Annotated in this window: 11 protein-coding genes, 1 riboswitch and 1 other annotated feature; all 11 genes read left to right on the top strand. The window is 31.6% G+C overall.

Annotated features, from left to right (window positions below):
- Positions 1-150: 150 nt before the first annotated feature.
- The 11 genes from yjeM (at position 151) to lysA (ending at position 17,337) form a co-directional block, all read left to right on the top strand.
- Complete coding sequence (yjeM, locus tag KM800_RS00935) at positions 151-1,659, top strand: glutamate/gamma-aminobutyrate family transporter YjeM (protein ID WP_217811383.1); 1,509 nt, start codon at positions 151-153, stop codon at positions 1,657-1,659.
- Between the two features lie 125 nt (positions 1,660-1,784).
- Positions 1,785-3,473 (top strand): MutS-related protein, encoded by a 1,689-nt coding sequence (locus KM800_RS00930; RefSeq protein ID WP_217811382.1) that lies wholly within the window; start codon positions 1,785-1,787, stop codon positions 3,471-3,473.
- Between the two features lie 81 nt (positions 3,474-3,554).
- Positions 3,555-4,652 carry an Ldh family oxidoreductase gene (locus KM800_RS00925; RefSeq protein ID WP_217811381.1) on the top strand — a complete coding sequence of 366 codons (1,098 nt, stop codon included), beginning with the start codon at positions 3,555-3,557 and terminating at the stop codon, positions 4,650-4,652.
- Between the two features lie 56 nt (positions 4,653-4,708).
- Positions 4,709-4,918: a binding site (T-box leader), on the top strand.
- Between the two features lie 51 nt (positions 4,919-4,969).
- Positions 4,970-6,409 (top strand): proline--tRNA ligase, encoded by a 1,440-nt coding sequence (gene proS, locus KM800_RS00920; RefSeq protein ID WP_217811380.1) that lies wholly within the window; start codon positions 4,970-4,972, stop codon positions 6,407-6,409.
- Positions 6,410-6,528: 119 nt separating this feature from the next.
- Complete coding sequence (gene pepV, locus KM800_RS00915; RefSeq protein WP_217811379.1) at positions 6,529-7,920, top strand: dipeptidase PepV; 1,392 nt, start codon at positions 6,529-6,531, stop codon at positions 7,918-7,920.
- Positions 7,921-8,082: 162 nt separating this feature from the next.
- Positions 8,083-9,924 carry an ATP-dependent zinc metalloprotease FtsH gene (ftsH, locus tag KM800_RS00910; RefSeq protein WP_217811378.1) on the top strand — a complete coding sequence of 614 codons (1,842 nt, stop codon included), beginning with the start codon at positions 8,083-8,085 and terminating at the stop codon, positions 9,922-9,924.
- A gap of 30 nt (positions 9,925-9,954) precedes the next feature.
- Positions 9,955-12,096, top strand: coding sequence for a HelD family protein (locus KM800_RS00905; protein WP_217811377.1), 2,142 nt, complete (start codon positions 9,955-9,957; stop codon positions 12,094-12,096).
- Between the two features lie 24 nt (positions 12,097-12,120).
- Positions 12,121-13,158 (top strand): [FeFe] hydrogenase H-cluster radical SAM maturase HydE, encoded by a 1,038-nt coding sequence (gene hydE, locus KM800_RS00900; protein ID WP_217811376.1) that lies wholly within the window; start codon positions 12,121-12,123, stop codon positions 13,156-13,158.
- Between the two features lie 16 nt (positions 13,159-13,174).
- Entirely contained in the window at positions 13,175-14,479 is a 1,305-nt protein-coding gene (locus KM800_RS00895; protein WP_217811375.1) for a M18 family aminopeptidase, read from the top strand.
- 61 nt (positions 14,480-14,540) lie between these two features.
- Positions 14,541-14,722, top strand: a riboswitch (Lysine riboswitch).
- A gap of 77 nt (positions 14,723-14,799) precedes the next feature.
- Positions 14,800-16,002, top strand: coding sequence for an aspartate kinase (locus KM800_RS00890; RefSeq protein WP_217811374.1), 1,203 nt, complete (start codon positions 14,800-14,802; stop codon positions 16,000-16,002).
- Between the two features lie 36 nt (positions 16,003-16,038).
- Positions 16,039-17,337 (top strand): diaminopimelate decarboxylase, encoded by a 1,299-nt coding sequence (gene lysA, locus KM800_RS00885; RefSeq protein WP_217811373.1) that lies wholly within the window; start codon positions 16,039-16,041, stop codon positions 17,335-17,337.
- Positions 17,338-17,451 lie beyond the last annotated feature (114 nt).

The raw sequence follows: 17,451 nt of genomic DNA, 5'->3' as shown, positions 1-17,451 counted from the left end.
CAAATAAAACGTTTAAAAAATGTCAATATATTAAAAAATATTTTGTTATGATGAATTATAAGTTTATTATTGCAAAAAAGTATGAAAATATGGTATATATAATAGGGTTGTAATAAATAGATATAATATTTTAAACAAGGAGGGGAAATAATGACATCACCGAATGTAAACGTAATCGAAAAGGATAAAATGAAAATTAATACTCTGATATTAATGATATTTACTTCTGTATTTGGTTTTGCAAATATGCCAAGATCATTTTATTTAATGGGATATGGAGCAATTCCGTGGTTTATTTTATCTGGAATTACATTTTTTATACCATATGCATTTATGATGGCTGAATATGGTGCGGCATTTAAGAATGAAAAAGGTGGTATTTATTCATGGATGGAGAGAGCTGTAGGTCCTAAATATGCTTTTGTAGGAACATTTATGTGGTTTGCTTCTTATATTGTATGGATGGTGAATATATGCTCCACAATATGGATTCCTTTTTCAAATGCAATATTTGGAAAAGATATAACCTCTACATGGACAATCTTTGGTTTAAATTCTACTCAAACTATAGGAATATTGGGAATATTATGGATAATACTTGTAACATTTATAGCTTCAAAAGGATTAGGAAAGATTACTAAAATAACTTCGGTAGGAGGTACAGCAGTTGTAATTCTGAATATAGTATTATTGATCGGGGCATTAATTATACTTGCAGCAAATGGAGGTCATATTGCACAAGCGGTTACTTCAACATATACTTTTGTAAAGTCACCTAATCCAGAATATCAATCTCCCATCGGGATGTTATCGTTTTTAGTCTTTGCAATATTTGCATATGGAGGTATTGAAGTAGTTGGAGGATTGGTAGATCAGACTGAAAAAGCTGAGGTCACATTTCCTAAGGGCGTTACTATAGCTGCTTTAATTATTACAGTAGGATATTCAGTGGGAATATTTCTATGTGGAATATTTACTAATTGGAACGATGTATTATCAGTAAAGGGAGTTCATATGGCAAATGCTGCATATGTAGTTATGCAAAATCTAGGATATCAATTCGGTCAAAGCTTTAACATGAGCCAAGCTGCTTCCCTTACTATTGGAGCCTGGATAGCTAGATTTGTAGGGCTATCAATGTTTTTGGCTTTGACAGGAGCTTTCTTTACATTGTGTTATTCACCCTTGAAACAGATTATAGAGGGTACACCAAAAAAATTGTGGCCAAAAAAAATGTCTGAAATTAAAGATGGAATGCCTTTAAATGCCATGTGGATACAGTGTATAGTAGTAGTGGTATTTGTGGCTCTTGTATCTTTTGGAGGAGATGCTGCTGCTAAATTTTTTTCAAGGCTTGTTTTAATGACTAATGTGGCGATGACTCTGCCTTATATGTTCTTATCAGGGGCATTTGTAGCTTTTAAAAATAACAAAAAAATAGCAAAACCCTTTCAAGTATATAAAAATAGAGCTATAACTTGGGTTTGTACTATATTGGTTACTTTTACAGTAGGATTTGCTAATTTTTTTACAATAATTCAACCGGCAACTCAAGGAAATTGGACAGATACTATCTGGATGATGGGGGGGCCCTTATTCTTTTCAATAGTTGCATTTTTAATGTATGAAAGATATGATAGACATGTATTGAAAAAGTAATAATATTAATTATAAAATCAGGTAAAAATCTATTTGAAATGTAATTTTCAGGTAGATTTTTTAATTTCAAGCATATTTTCTGATATAATAAAAATATGTCAATTTTAATATGAGGAGGTATGCAGTTGATTGCAATAATAGGATACTTGATAATAGTTGTAATAATAATTGCTGTAGTTTCTATTGTATCAAATTTAAGAAATAATGAAGATACCAAAAGAAGAGTGGAAGAACAATGGGGTAAAAAGTCAGATAAAAAATATAATATAGAAGAACTTAATGATATATCGGGATACTTTTACAATATAAAGCAATATGGAAAAGGCAGTTTTTTTATTGATGAAATTACATGGAATGATTTGGAGATGGATGAGGTATTTAGGGATATAGATACCACTTTCAGTACTGCTGGAGAAGAGATATTTTATGCCATGTTGAGAGAACCTGTATATAATGATGAAAAACTACAATATAGAAACAAGGTCATAGAATATTTTAGAAAAAACTCTGATAAGAGGAAGACTGTACAATACATAATTGCTAAATTAGGTAGAAAAAGAGGAAGCTCAATAACTAACTATTTTTATAATCAGTATGAAAATGAAAAATCAACATCATATTTAAATGTATATAGAATTTTTAGGGTTTTACCTATTGCATCAGTTGCGTTAATATTCTTAAATAAGTATTTAGGAGTATCATGTATAATTTTATGCTTTGTAATAAATATTATGCTTCATTACTTTTTTAAAAAAGGATTGGATTATAAACTTAGAGATTTCACCTATATAACTAAAGTAGTAAAGTGTGGTAATGCAATATTAAGAACTAATTTGGATGAATTGGGAGAATACAATGACAGATTGAAAAATTCTATTAAATCTATAAAAAATATTAAAAATCTCTCCTTCAATTTAGAAAATAATGGTTCGGATATAGGATTAATGATGGAATATATGAATATATTGTTTTTAACGGACTTAATTAATTATGAAAAGATGAATAGTGCTTTAAGACAAAAAAGTGAGGATTTTAGAACCATATATTCCATAATTGGCAATATAGATAGTTATATATCCATTGCATCCTATAGAGATAGAGTGAAAAACTATGTTGTCCCCAAATTACGTAAATGTAATAATAAACAAGGTGATACTATTATTATCAAGGATATGGTTCATCCACTTATAGACAAAGCTGTAGCCAATTCTTTGAAAATTAATGATTCCATTTTAATTACAGGATCCAATGCATCTGGAAAGTCAACATTCTTGAAGACTTTAGCTTTAAATATAATATTTTCACAAACCATATGTACATGTACTGCCAGTTATTTCGAAGGATGCTACCTGAAGATTTATACCTCCATGGCGCTGCGGGATAATATATTCAGTAAAGAGAGTTATTACGTGGCAGAGACAAAATCTCTGAAGAGAATCATCGATAGTATAGGTGAAGATATACCAACTATATGTTTTGTAGATGAAATACTTAGAGGAACTAATACAATTGAGAGAATAGCAGCATCATCACAAATACTTAAATATCTTACATTGAGCAATTGTATATGTATAGCCGCTACCCATGATATAGAACTTACTCATATACTTGAGGATTATTTTGAGAATTATCATTTCCAGGAGAATATAGTTGACAATGAGATAATGTTCGACTATAAAATTCATGACGGAAGATCTACAACTCAAAATGCTATAAAACTTTTAAGCATTTTAGGATATAAACAGGATATTGTAAATAAGGCTGAAGAAAAAGCGAAATCATTTTTAAAAGATGGAATATGGGAGACGGAGTAATAAATAATGTGATAATATATAATTGTATTTTAATTTGATAAAGTTTCAATGTGTAAAACAACAATAGTAGGAGGAGAAAAAATGACATACACTAAAGTTAAATATGAAGAATTAAAAAAAATGTGTGATCTTGTTTTTGAAAAATTTGGTTTCCAATTAGAAGATAGTGAAACTATAACAGAGGTTTTGTTATTGTCGGATTTATTTGGCATTGAATCTCATGGAATCCAGAGATTGGTAAAATATTACACTGAAATAAAAAGTGGATTAATAAATGTTAAATCTGAACCTAAAATAGTTAAGAAAACACCAGTATCTGTCACATTGGATGGTCAAGCTGGAATGGGACAGCTAATCGCTAAGAAGGCAATGAATATGGCTATTGAGAAGGCTAAGACTTCTGGAATAGGAATGGTAACAGTTAGAAATTCAAATCATTATGGAATTGCAGGGTATTATGCTAGAATGGCGGAACAAAAAGGATTAATGGGAATTTCAATGACAAATTCTCCAGCAGTTATAGTACCAACTTTTGGGAAAGAGGCTATGCTCGGCACAAATCCTATTGCTATAGCCATGCCTGCAGAGCCATATCCATTTTTAATGGATATGGCTACAAGCGTAGTTACGAGAGGAAAAGTTGAAGTATACAATAAAAGACAAGAACCTCTTCCAAAAGGTTGGGCGTTAAATGCAAATGGAGAAGATACCACAGATCCTAAAGACATTTTATATAATGTTCCAAGACATTTAGGTGGAGGCATAGTACCTTTGGGTGGATCAGGCGAATTGACAGGAGGACATAAGGGATATGGATTCGCTCTTGCAGTTGAGATGTTTACAGCTATTTTATCAGGTGGATTGACAGGAAATTATGTGCATCTGGATGGTAAAGGCGGATCAGGTACTTGTCATTATTTTTGTGCAGTGGACTATGGAATATTTGGAGACAAGAAATCAATTGAAGACGGTTTTTCAAAATATTTAGATGAACTTAGAAATTCAAATAAAGCAAAAGGTGCAGTTAAAATATATACTCATGGACAAAAAGAAGTTGAGGCATATAATGATAAGATGAAAAATGGAATTCCTATGAATGACAGTACTCTAAAAGAAATATATGATATATGTAAATATTTTGATATAGATCCTAAAAGATATATATCAAAAATGGAATAATTTTTTATTGACAATATAATTTTTGTATCTTAATATAAAAGGTGAATTTTGAATAATTGAAATCAAAGAAGAGGATTAGTAAAATCATATCTTTTTTAGAGAGGAAACGGAAGGTGAAAGTTTCCAAAGAATGTTTTGAACCTACCTTAGAGTTCTGTAATATAAAATTACAGCGGCAGAGATGTCGTTATGACTTGAGAGAATATATTTTAAATTTGAAGTATATTAATCAGGGTGGTATCGCCGATATAACCTCGGTCCCTATTATAGGGATTGAGGTTTTTTATATTTTTAAAACACAATTGGGAGGAAAAATAATGTCAAAAAAGTCAAAAAAATTAGTAGAACAGATAACATCACGAGATGAAGATTTTGCACAGTGGTATACTGATATAGTAAAAAAAGCGGAATTGGCGGATTACTCAAGTATAAAGGGATGCATGATAATACGACCATATGCGTATGCAATGTGGGAGAGTATACAAAGTTATCTTGATAAAAGATTCAAAGAAACAGGGCACGAAAATGTATATATGCCTGTATTCATACCTGAAAGTCTTCTTCAAAAAGAAAAGGATCATGTAGAGGGATTTGCACCGGAAGTTGCATGGGTAACTCATGGAGGAGATGAAGAACTCACTGAAAGACTATGTGTTCGTCCTACTTCTGAAACATTATTTTGTGAACATTATGCAAAAATAGTTCAATCCTATAAGGATCTTCCTAAACTTTATAACCAATGGTGTTCTGTAGTAAGGTGGGAAAAGACTACACGTCCATTTTTAAGAACTACAGAATTTTTATGGCAGGAAGGTCATACAATTCATGAAACTAAAGAACAAGCAGAATCAGAAACTAAGAGAATGTTGAATATATATGCAGAACTTTGTGAAAATGTTCTGGCAATGCCAGTTTTAAAAGGACAAAAAACTGAGAAAGAAAAATTTGCAGGAGGAGAAGCTACCTATACAATAGAAGCATTGATGCATGATGGCAAGGCTCTTCAGGCAGGAACATCTCATTTCCTGGGACAAAACTTTGCAAAGTCTTTTGGAATGCAATATTCAGATAGAGATGGAAAACTTCAATATGTATATCAGACTTCCTGGGGAATTACTACACGTCTTATAGGAGCAATTATAATGGTCCATGGAGATGACAACGGGCTTGTAGTTCCACCAAGAATAGCACCAGTACAGGTTATTATAGTACCAGTAGCCCAGCATAAAGAGGGAGTACTTGAAAAGGCAAATGAATTAAAAGATAGAATATCAAAAATTGCCAGGGTAAAATTAGACGATAGTGATAAAATGCCAGGTTGGAAATTTAGTGAATATGAGATGAAAGGTGTACCTATTCGTCTTGAAGTAGGTCCTAAAGATATTGAAAAAAATCAAGTTGTTCTTGCAAGAAGAGATACAGGAGAAAAGATATTTGTTCCAATGGAAGATTTAGAAGATAAAATTCCTGAACTTTTAGATGATATTCATAATAATATGTTTAATAGGGCAAAACAATCTGTAGAAGAAAAGACTCATGCAGCAGTAAATATGAAAGAATTTAAAGATATAGTAGAAAATAAAACAGGATTTGTAAAAGCAATGTGGTGCGGAGATAGAGAATGTGAAGATAAAATAAGAGAGGAAACAGGAGCAACTTCAAGGTGTATGCCATTTGAACAGGAAGAAGTTTCAGATACTTGTGTGTATTGCGGAAAGAAAGCTAAAAAATTGGTTTATTGGGGAAGAGCCTACTAAAATTTCAGAGTAAAAAGAACAAAATGCAAATAATTAAGATATTTGGTATCAACTGAATAGCTACAATATTTGCATTTTGATATCTGAGATTTGATATTTAAACAGAGTGGAGGTTTAATATGGGAATAAATGATAGAGTTGAAGAAATAAAAGATGAAATGATAAGATCTATTCGAGAAATTGTTCAAATAAAAAGTGTAACAGATAAGAAAAAACCAGGTAAGCCATTTGGCGAAGGTGTGTCGAAGGCACTGGATAAGGCACTTGAGATTTCTGAAAGATTAGGATTCAAGACTAAAAATTTAGATGGTTACGTGGGTTATGCAGAGTATGGCGAAGAAAAAGACTATATTGCTGTTTTAGGGCATCTTGATGTAGTTCCTGAGGGAAAGGGATGGAAATTTCCACCTTATGGTGCTGAAATTCATGATGGAAAAATGTATGGACGTGGAACTATGGATGATAAAGGGCCTATTATAACTACTCTTTATTCTCTTAAAGTTATAAAAGATTTAAAACTTCCCCTTTCCAAGAGAGTTAGAATAATTTTTGGAACTAATGAGGAAAACGGATGTTCTGAAATTCAATATTATAAAGATAGGGAAAAACCTCCTATAATGGGTTTCACCCCAGACGGAGACTATCCTATTATATACGCTGAAAAAGGTATAGTAACATTTGATTTGGTTAAAAATATTAAGGTAAAGGCCTACGGAGATGTATCGGTACAATATATAGAAGGCGGCGAACGTGCCAATGTGGTTCCAAACCATTGTGAGGCTGGGTTAAAAGTTAAGAATTCGGAGGATATTATAAATGCTATAAATCAATTTTGCAATGAAAATAATATAGAAGCAAAAGTAGAATGCAAAAAAGGATTAGTTGTGATAACTGTCACTGGATTGGCAGCTCACGGGAGTACTCCGGAGCTTGGTAACAATTCAGTGATGCAGATGTTTAAAATCTTAGGAGAATTAAAAATCGAAAAATCAGATATATCCGATATAATAGATTTTCTCAATAGATATGTAGGCTATGAAACAGATGGAAAATCTTTTGGAGTAGCACTTGAAGATAAGGAATCAGGTAAACTTACATTTAATATAGGTGCAGTCCATATGAAGGATAATAAAATTTCTCTGGCATTTAATCTTAGATATCCAGTAACTTTTAAATATGAAGATATGATGGATCCATTTAATAATAGAATATCTGGATTAGGATTTGAAATTCAAAATATGATGCATCAAAAACCATTGTTTTTCCCGGAGAATCATCCTTTAATTAAGATATTGCAGAAAGTTTATACTGAACAAACTGGGGAGGAAGCTAAGCTTCTTGCAATAGGTGGCGGAACCTATGCAAAGGATATGCCCAATATGGTAGCTTTTGGACCAATGATATTGGGAGAACCTGAGACAATCCACAATTCAAATGAATATATAAAAATAGATCACATAATTAAAAATGCCAAGATATATGCTCATGCAATATATGAATTAGCTAAATAGCACAAAGAAAATCTCTAAAATTTGTTGTCGCAAATTTTAGAGATTTTCATAATATTTTCAATATGTTAATAGAAATATATAAAAATTTTTATTAATGCTATTCGGAAAAAGTCTATTTATTGTTATAATATAAATATATATGAAATAAAGTGGAGGATAAATATGCTCAATAATAAGAAATTTAATGGCAATAAATGGAAGTATACTATATATTATGCTTTAGCTGTTGTTGTAATAATATTTATATTAAATGATTACATAAGCGGTACGAAATCACAGCATATACAATATAGTGATTTTATGAATTATGTTAATCAGAATAAAGTTGCTGAAGTACAAATAAGCAGGGATAAATTAATGATTATTCCCAAACAGGACAGCAGCGGAAAAATTTTATATACCGAAAGAATCAATGATCCAGATCTAGTTGAGAAATTGGATAAAGCTAAAGTTAAATATGGAGGTATTCCACAGGAAAATTCAGCAGTAAAAAACTTTTTTACAGTTTGGGTAATACCAATCATAATATTGGGTTTGATGTGGAGACTTTTTCTCGGTATATTTGGCAAAAAAATGGGCAGTGGAGTTATGTCATTTGGTAAAAATACTGCAAAGATATATGCTGAAAATGAAACCGGTGTAAATTTTGGAGATGTAGCCGGACAGGAGGAAGCAAAAGAGTCTTTAGTTGAAATAGTAGATTTTCTTCATAATTCTCAAAAATATGTAGCTATAGGAGCTAAATTACCTAAAGGTGCACTTCTTGTAGGACCTCCAGGAACAGGAAAAACGCTTCTTGCGAAGGCAGTTGCCGGAGAGGCAAAAGTACCGTTTTTTTCCATTTCAGGTTCTGGATTTGTAGAGATGTTTGTTGGAATGGGTGCAGCTAGAGTAAGAGATCTTTTTAAACAGGCACAGGAAAAGGCACCTTGTATAGTATTTATTGATGAAATTGATGCAATAGGTAAAAGCAGAGATGGCAATATATCTGGTGGAAATGATGAAAGAGAACAAACTTTAAATCAGCTTCTAGCTGAAATGGATGGCTTTGACTCATCTAAAGGTGGTGTAGTCATATTGGCAGCTACTAACAGACCGGAAGTACTTGATAAGGCACTTTTAAGACCAGGCAGATTTGATAGAAGGGTAATAGTTGACAGACCTGACTTAAAGGGCAGAGAAGAAATATTAAAAGTTCATATAAAGGGTGTAAGAGTTTCTACAGATGTTGATTTGAATGATATAGCAAAAGCTACTCCAGGTGCAGTAGGAGCTGATTTGGCTAATATGATAAATGAGGCTGCTCTAAGAGCTGTAAAAGATGGAAGAATGTCTGTAAAACAGGAAGATTTGGAGGAAGCAGTTGAAGTTATCATAGCTGGTAAAGAGAAGAAAGACAGAATACTTTCTTCAGGAGAAAAGCAAAAGGTTGCATTTCATGAAGTAGGTCATGCACTTATAGCTGCTCTTTTAAAACATACGGATCCTGTTCACAAGATAACCATAGTGCCAAGAACCATGGGAGCGCTAGGCTATACAATGCAGCTTCCGGAAGAGGAAAAATACTTGAATACAAAGCAGGAAATGTTAGATAAGATAAGTGTTATGTTAGGTGGAAGATCAGCTGAGGAAGTTAAATTTAATAGTATATCTACAGGAGCAGCAAACGATATAGAAAGAGCCACTCAAATGGCTAGAAGCATGGTAACTATGTATGGAATGACAGATAGATTTGACATGATGGGTTTGGAGTCCATGCAGAATAAATATCTAGATGGAAGACCTGTTCAAAACTGTAGTGCTCAAACATCAGCTATTATTGATGAGGAAACTTTAAATATAATTAAAAAATGTCATGAGGATGCTGTCAGTATACTTGAAAATAATATGAATCTTTTGGAAGAAATATCGAATTTACTTATTGAGAAAGAAACTCTTATGGGTGATGAATTTATGGATATAGTAAAAAATCATAAGCAAGAGCTTCCATTGAATTCAGATTAAGATATATTTTGTGAAAATGGGGATAGATTTATGAAGAATACAGAATTGGAAAAAGAGCTTTTGAAGGAAATCGAGATAAATAAAGAAAAAGAAAAATTAGATGATACTATTAAAGAAATCAATAGTCAGATATTGGAGTTTATAGATACTAGAAAAAGGGTAGTTGACTTTATCTTAAAATATAGAGAAAAAAATCTCGAAGAATATAGAGATGATGAAGATAAAAAGATAGACTATTTTAATCATGAAATATTTGTAAAAGAGGAACAATTCAAATTAGTAGATATGAAGCTCAAACAATTTACAATTTTAAAAGATTCACCATATTTCGGAAAAGTAGAATTTGTTGATAAATATGGTCAAGAAATAATATATATAGGAAGATTTGGAGTAACCAGTGAAAATGAATATGAGCCTATAGTAGTTGATTGGAGATCCCCTGTAAGTTCATTATTTTATGAGGGAAAGTTGGGAGCTGTTGAGTATACTGCACCTGAAGGAAGAGAAAAAGCAAATATTTTATCTAAAAGACAATTTATAATAAAAGATGGAAATTTGGAAGGCATGTTTGATTCAAGCTTGAATGTTAAGGATGAAATACTGCAAGCTGTTTTGAGTCAAAATTCCAATCAAAAATTAAAAAATATAGTTATGACCATACAAAAAGAACAGGATGAACTTATAAGACAGCCTAGAAAGAGCATTATGGTTGTAAATGGGGCTGCGGGAAGTGGTAAAACTACAATAGCTCTTCATAGAATAGCTTATCTTTTATATAATTATAGGGCTGAACTGCAGGGAAAGGTGCTCATACTTGGACCAAATAGTATATTTATGGACTACATTTCTACAGTCCTACCAAGTCTTGGAGAAGAAGGAGTACTGCAGACAACTTTTAGAGAATTTGCTTCTGGTATTGCAGGTATAGATAATACTTTGGATTTTAAGGAATATATGGAAGATATATTGGAAAACAAAAATAATTTCAAAGTTGAAATTATGCATAAAAGATCAACTGAATATATTAATGAACTTGATTCTTTAATTAATGAACTTGAGAATAACTATTTTAAAGTTGAAGATGTGAGGTTCTATGATGAGGTAATAGTTAAAAAATCAGAAATACAAGATATGTTAAATATACATTTTGAATATATGCCTCTTTTTAAGAGAAGCGACAGAATAATTCGTGTGATATATTCTAAAATACGAGATAAAAGGAATAAGATTGTAAGAAAGATAAATGAAGATTATAAAAAAAGTATATCTAATTTGGCAGAGGGAGAGTTAAACAATAAGGCTACTAATTTAGAATTTAGAAGAAAAAATGCAATAAAAGATGTAATAAAAGAAGTTATAAAAATTAAAAATGAAAAACTGTGTTGGTTGAAAAATCCAGATATAATTAATATATATAATGATTTTAATAATAATCACAAAATTATATATGAAGATTTAGCACCTATATTGTATCTTAAAATAAAACTGGAAGGATTGAAATATAATTTAAATTTAAGGCACATAGTAGTAGATGAGGCACAAGATTATTCTAGTTTGGAATTTATAGTTATAAAGCAAATTACAAATTGTAAATCATTTACTATAGTAGGAGATACAAATCAGACAATTATTCCAGCAACAGGTAAATGTGCTATGATGAGTTTGGAAAAAATATTTAAAAATGAACATATTAAATATTTTTCAATGAAAACTAGTTATAGATCTACAAGTCAGATTATTGAATATGCAAATAAATATTTGGATAATAGTATAGATTCTATATCTTCAGTTAGATCTGGAAAGAAAGTTAAGGATATACAAGTCCAAGGCATAAATGATCTTATGGATAATATTGTCCATGACATAGTTCAATTAAAGCAAGATGGATATGAAAGCGTAGCTGTTGTATGTAGATCTATGAGAGAAGTAAAATTGATAGATGGATTGATTAAAAGTAAAATTCACATAGATACATTTGATAAGGAAAATATGATATATTCTAAGGGAGAGGTAATACTTCCAAGCTATTTTGCAAAGGGTTTGGAATTTGATGCAGTTCTCATGATAGATGATTTTTCAACATCTTCACAAAATGAGAATAAACTTAGATATATAATGGCAACAAGAGCACTTCACCAGCTGCATGTATATAAGACTTTTGATATATTTTAATTTTCAGAAGGGATTTGAATTAATATGAAAGACTTGCTGAATGTGATAAAAAATGCAGAAAACCTACATTATATGGATAAGAAAGATATGGTCTCCTTATTTAGAGAAAGTAAATATGATGAAGCTCTTTTTGGAGCAGCAGATAGAGTAAGAAAGAAATATGTAGGTGACAAAGTGCATTTAAGAGGTCTTATAGAATTTTCAAATATATGCAGGAGAAATTGTATGTATTGTGGACTAAGACACTCAAACAAGAATATAGAGAGATATAGAATTCCACCAGATAAAATTATAGAATTGGCTAGAAAAGCTGTTGGATACGGATATAGAACTGTAGTTATGCAATCTGGCGAAGATGACTATTATACTGTTGATATGATGAAGTATATTATATCACACATAAAGAAAATGGATATTGCCGTAACTTTGAGCATAGGGGAAAAGACTTTTGAAGAATATAAGGCATATAAAGAGTCAGGAGCTGACAGGTATCTTATAAGAATAGAAACTACGGATCCTGAATTATATGAAAATATGGACCCAGGAATGAGTCATGAGAATAGAAAGAGATGCCTTGATAATTTGAAAAAACTGGGTTATGAAGTTGGAACAGGATGTTTGATAGGACTTCCAGGTCAAAGTTTAGAGTCATTGGCAGATGATATATTGTTTTTTAAAGACATAGATGCGGATATGGTAGGAGTAGGTCCATTTATACCCAATGCAGATACACCCCTTAAGGAAGCTGAGGGAGGTAGTTTTCAATTGGCACTAAAAGTAGTAGCTATGACAAGGCTTTTAATACCTGATATAAATATACCAGCTACAACTGCTATGGAGACTTTGAATCCAAATGGCAGAACTATAGCATTGAACAGTGGATCAAACGTTGTCATGCCTAATGTAACTGAAGGAATTTATAGAAAACTATATGCACTTTATCCTGGGAAAATATGTACTGGAGATACTCCTGCACACTGTGTAAATTGTATTACAGGCAAGATAGTAATGATAGGAAGAGAAGTTGCTTCAGATAAGGGATTTAGAGTAAAGAGTATATGAAAAATGGGGTGAGAGTGTGGAATATGATGATATTAAAGAGGCACAGGAACTTATAGACTATATATATGCAAGCCCTACCGCATACCATGCAGTAAAAAATGCATCACTGCTGCTTCAAAAATCAGGGTTTGCTGAAATTAAAGAAGAAGAGCCATGGAATCTTGAAAAAGGTGGTAAATATTTTATAGTAAAAAATCAATCTGCACTAATTGCATTTATAGTAGGAAATGCAGAACTAGAGAAGCATGGATTTAAAATAATAGCAGCCCATACTGATTCTCCAGGTTTTAGAATAAAACCAAATGCAGATATAGAAGTAGAAAATTCCTATGTGAAATTAAATACAGAAGTGTATGGAGGACCAATATTAAATACTTGGATGGATAGGCCTCTTTCCATAGCAGGACGAGTTGTTTTAAAGGGACGAGATCCATTTTCACCTGATATAAGGCTTCTAAATATGGAAAAACCCCTTGTGGTAATACCAAATCTTGCAATACACATGAATAGAGATGTGAATTCCGGTATAAAATTAAACAGGCAGAAGCATTTACTTCCACTTCTAGCTCTTGTAAATGACAAATTTGAAAAGGGAAAATATCTTCTCGAAATTATTTCACAACAACTTTCTGTAAATAAAGAAGATATATTGGATTTTGATTTATATCTATATGAAGTTGAAAAAGGAAAAATAATGGGTGCAGACAGCGAGTTCATATCTTCAGGAAGACTGGATGATCTAAGTATGGTATATTCCGGAATAAAATCAATATGTAATACAAAACCTCAAAAAACTACCAATATAATGGTATGTTTTGACAATGAAGAGGTTGGAAGCACAACAAAACAAGGTGCAGATTCACCTATGTTGTCATCTATTCTTGAAAGAATATCAATTAATCTTGGAAAAGACAAAGATGAGTTCTATAGATCTATAGCTAAATCTTTTATAATATCATGTGATTTAGGACATGCGCTTCATCCTAATTATCAAGAAAAAGCAGACCCTGTAAACAGACCTATAATAAATAAAGGACCTATTATAAAGATAAGTGCAAGTCAAAGTTACACTACTGATGGAGTATCTGGTGCTATATACAGAGAAGTGTGTGGCAATGCGGGTATTCCCGTACAAACATTTGTAAATAGATCAGATGAAAGAGGAGGATCAACTATAGGACCTATATCTTCAAGTCATGTAAATATTATGTCTGTTGATATGGGACTTGCAATATTGTCTATGCATTCAATAAGAGAACTTGGCGGTGTAAAAGACTATATATATGCATTAAGATCCTTTAAAGAATTTTATGATTTATAAAAATATAGTTGAAATATGTAAATGTTTATGTTAAACTTAGAGAAATTTAAAAATTTGACCTACCTAGGGTAGAGGTGCTGTAATTAAGAATATTTGATTTTAGCTGGCAGGTGCTATTAAATTCAAAGAAAGGAATTGCAGCCGAAGGAGATAATTTGGCGGAATTATCTTTTGGACTTGTATAGAATATATTCAGGTCTGTCACTAAATTTAAATTATTTTTAGTGGAGAGCTACAAAGGTAACACGGCATTGCATGATTTTTGCAGTAGAGGTGTTCCTTTGCTGCATTTATTTTATAAAGTTTTAAGGAGTGATATTGTGGCAATTGTTGTTCAAAAATATGGAGGAAGTTCTGTTAGTACAGTAGAAAAAATAAAAAACATAGCAAAAACTGTAATAGATAGAAAAAAATCTGGAAATAGTATGGTAGTTGTAGTATCGGCTATGGGTGATACTACAGATGAATTGATAGATCTTGCAAATCAAGTTACCAGCAATCCAGATAAAAGAGAATTGGATGCCTTATTATCTACTGGAGAGATGAGATCTGCAGCATTACTTGCCATGGCTATTAAAGCATCAGGTGAAGATGCGATAAGTTATACTGCATATCAAATAGGTATAAAAACTAGCGGACAGTATGGAAAATCACTTATAGAAGATATAAATAAAAACAGATTAAAAAAGAGTATTGATGATGGAAAAATAATAATTGTAGCTGGATTTCAGGGTATAAATGAAGAAGGAAACATAACTACACTTGGAAGAGGAGGATCCGACACTACTGCTGTAGCCATAGCTGCAAAACTGGACGGTGTCTGTGAAATTTATACTGATGTTGATGGAATATACAGTGTAGATCCAAGAGAATATAAAGAAGCAAGAAAACTTGATGAAATAGACTATGAAGAAATGCTTGAACTTTCGAGCCTTGGAGCACAGGTAATGCATCCTAGATCAATAGAACTTGGACAAAAATACAATATACCAATATATGTTGGACTAAGCAACAGTAAAATAAATGGAACCATTATAAAGGGGGAAAGCAATATGAATATGGAAAATAAGCCTGTAACGGGAGTTGCTACTAGTGATGCTGATGTAGCTGTAACTATAAAAAATATAAATGGGGAAATAAATTTGATTTCAAATTTATTTGAAAGTATTGCAAGTAAAAAAATTAATATAGACATGATAAGTCAGACTGCACCTATAGAGGATAAAATAAATATATCATTTACAATACCAAAGATTGAATTAGATGAATGTTTAAATATATTAAAAGATCATTGTGATGTAAAAACTCAAGTAGATGTAGATGAAGATATAACTAAATTTTCTATAGTCGGTATAGGAATGAAAACTACATCTGGAGTAGCAGCTAAAATGTTTAAGCTTTTTAGAGAAAATAACATACAAGTAAAAATGATAACTACATCTGAAATAAGAGTGACTTGTGCCATAAAGCATGAGGATAAACTTAGAACTGTTAAAATAGTAGCAAAAGAATTTAATCTATAAAGCACAATAGAAATGAATGTTTAGGAGGAAACTTTCTTGAAATTATTTGACAATATGAAAGTTAAGGACAACACTCTATACATTGATGGGGTTAGTACAGTAGACTTGGTAAATAAATTTGGAACACCTCTTTATGTTATTGATGAAAAATTAGTTAGAGATAAATGCAGTAGGTATTATAAATCCTTTAAGGTCAATAAGGGTTTAAATAAAGTGGCATATGCAGGTAAGGCATTTTTGACTTTGTCAATGTGCCAACTTATAAAAAGTGAAGGATTGTGTCTTGATGTAGTGTCTGGTGGAGAATTATATACTGCATATAAAAGTAAATTTCCTATGGAAAAGATTTATTTTCATGGAAACAATAAAACTTTGGATGAAATTAAAATGGCAGTAAGACTGGGAGTCGGAAGATTTGTAGTGGATAATATAGAAGAAATGGAAAAAATAAATTCCATTGCCATAGAGGAAAATAAGATTCAGGATATATTACTCAGAATTACTCCAGGAATAGAAGCACATACACATGATTATATAAAGACAGGACAGATAGATTCTAAGTTTGGTTTCAGTATTTTGGGAAATAAAGCTGAAGATGCAGTAAAAAAAGCATTGGAACTTTCAAATATAAAATTTATAGGTTTGCATTCTCATATAGGATCGCAGATATTTGAAGTAGCCCCGTATTGCCACGAAGTTGAAGTAATGTTGTCATTAGTAAAAGATATACAATCCAAATTTAAATGCGATGTTGAAGAACTGGATTTAGGCGGAGGTTTCGGAATATACTATATTGATGGTGATAATCCAAAACCTATAGAAGAATTTTGTTCTATTATATTGGAAAAAGCAGAAAAAAAGGCTGAGAATTTGAATATAAAACTCCCAGCATTGGTAATTGAACCGGGAAGATCCATAATCGGAAATGCTGGTACAACACTATATACTGTTGGAGCTATAAAAAATATTCCAAATATAAGAAAGTATGTATCTGTAGATGGAGGAATGGCTGATAATATAAGACCATCACTCTATAGAGCAGATTATGAATGTGCAGTGGCAAATAATATGAGCTCAGATTATACGGAAAAAGTAACTATAGCCGGTAAATTCTGTGAATCTGGAGACATATTAATAAATGAAGCAGAACTTCCTAAAATTAATAGTGGAGATATTTTAGCAGTATTTAGTACTGGAGCATATGGTTATTCTATGGCCAGTAATTATAATAAGGCTGAGAGACCTGCCGTAGTATTTGTTAATGCAGGAATGACTTCATTGGTTTGTAAAAGACAGAGTTTACAGGATATAATAAGTGGAGAATTAATGATTTAATAAATTGTAAAAAAGTATATTTGATTTCTAAAATTCATCCTTTTGTGAATTAATATTTTGCAGGTTATTGGGAACAATAATCAAAGTGAAATTATTCTCTTCACAGGAAAGGAT

Source organism: Clostridium tyrobutyricum (assembly GCF_019144085.1).
In the GTDB taxonomy this organism is placed as follows: domain Bacteria; phylum Bacillota; class Clostridia; order Clostridiales; family Clostridiaceae; genus Clostridium_B; species Clostridium_B tyrobutyricum_A.
This window is presented reverse-complemented; position numbering and strand designations above follow the sequence as displayed.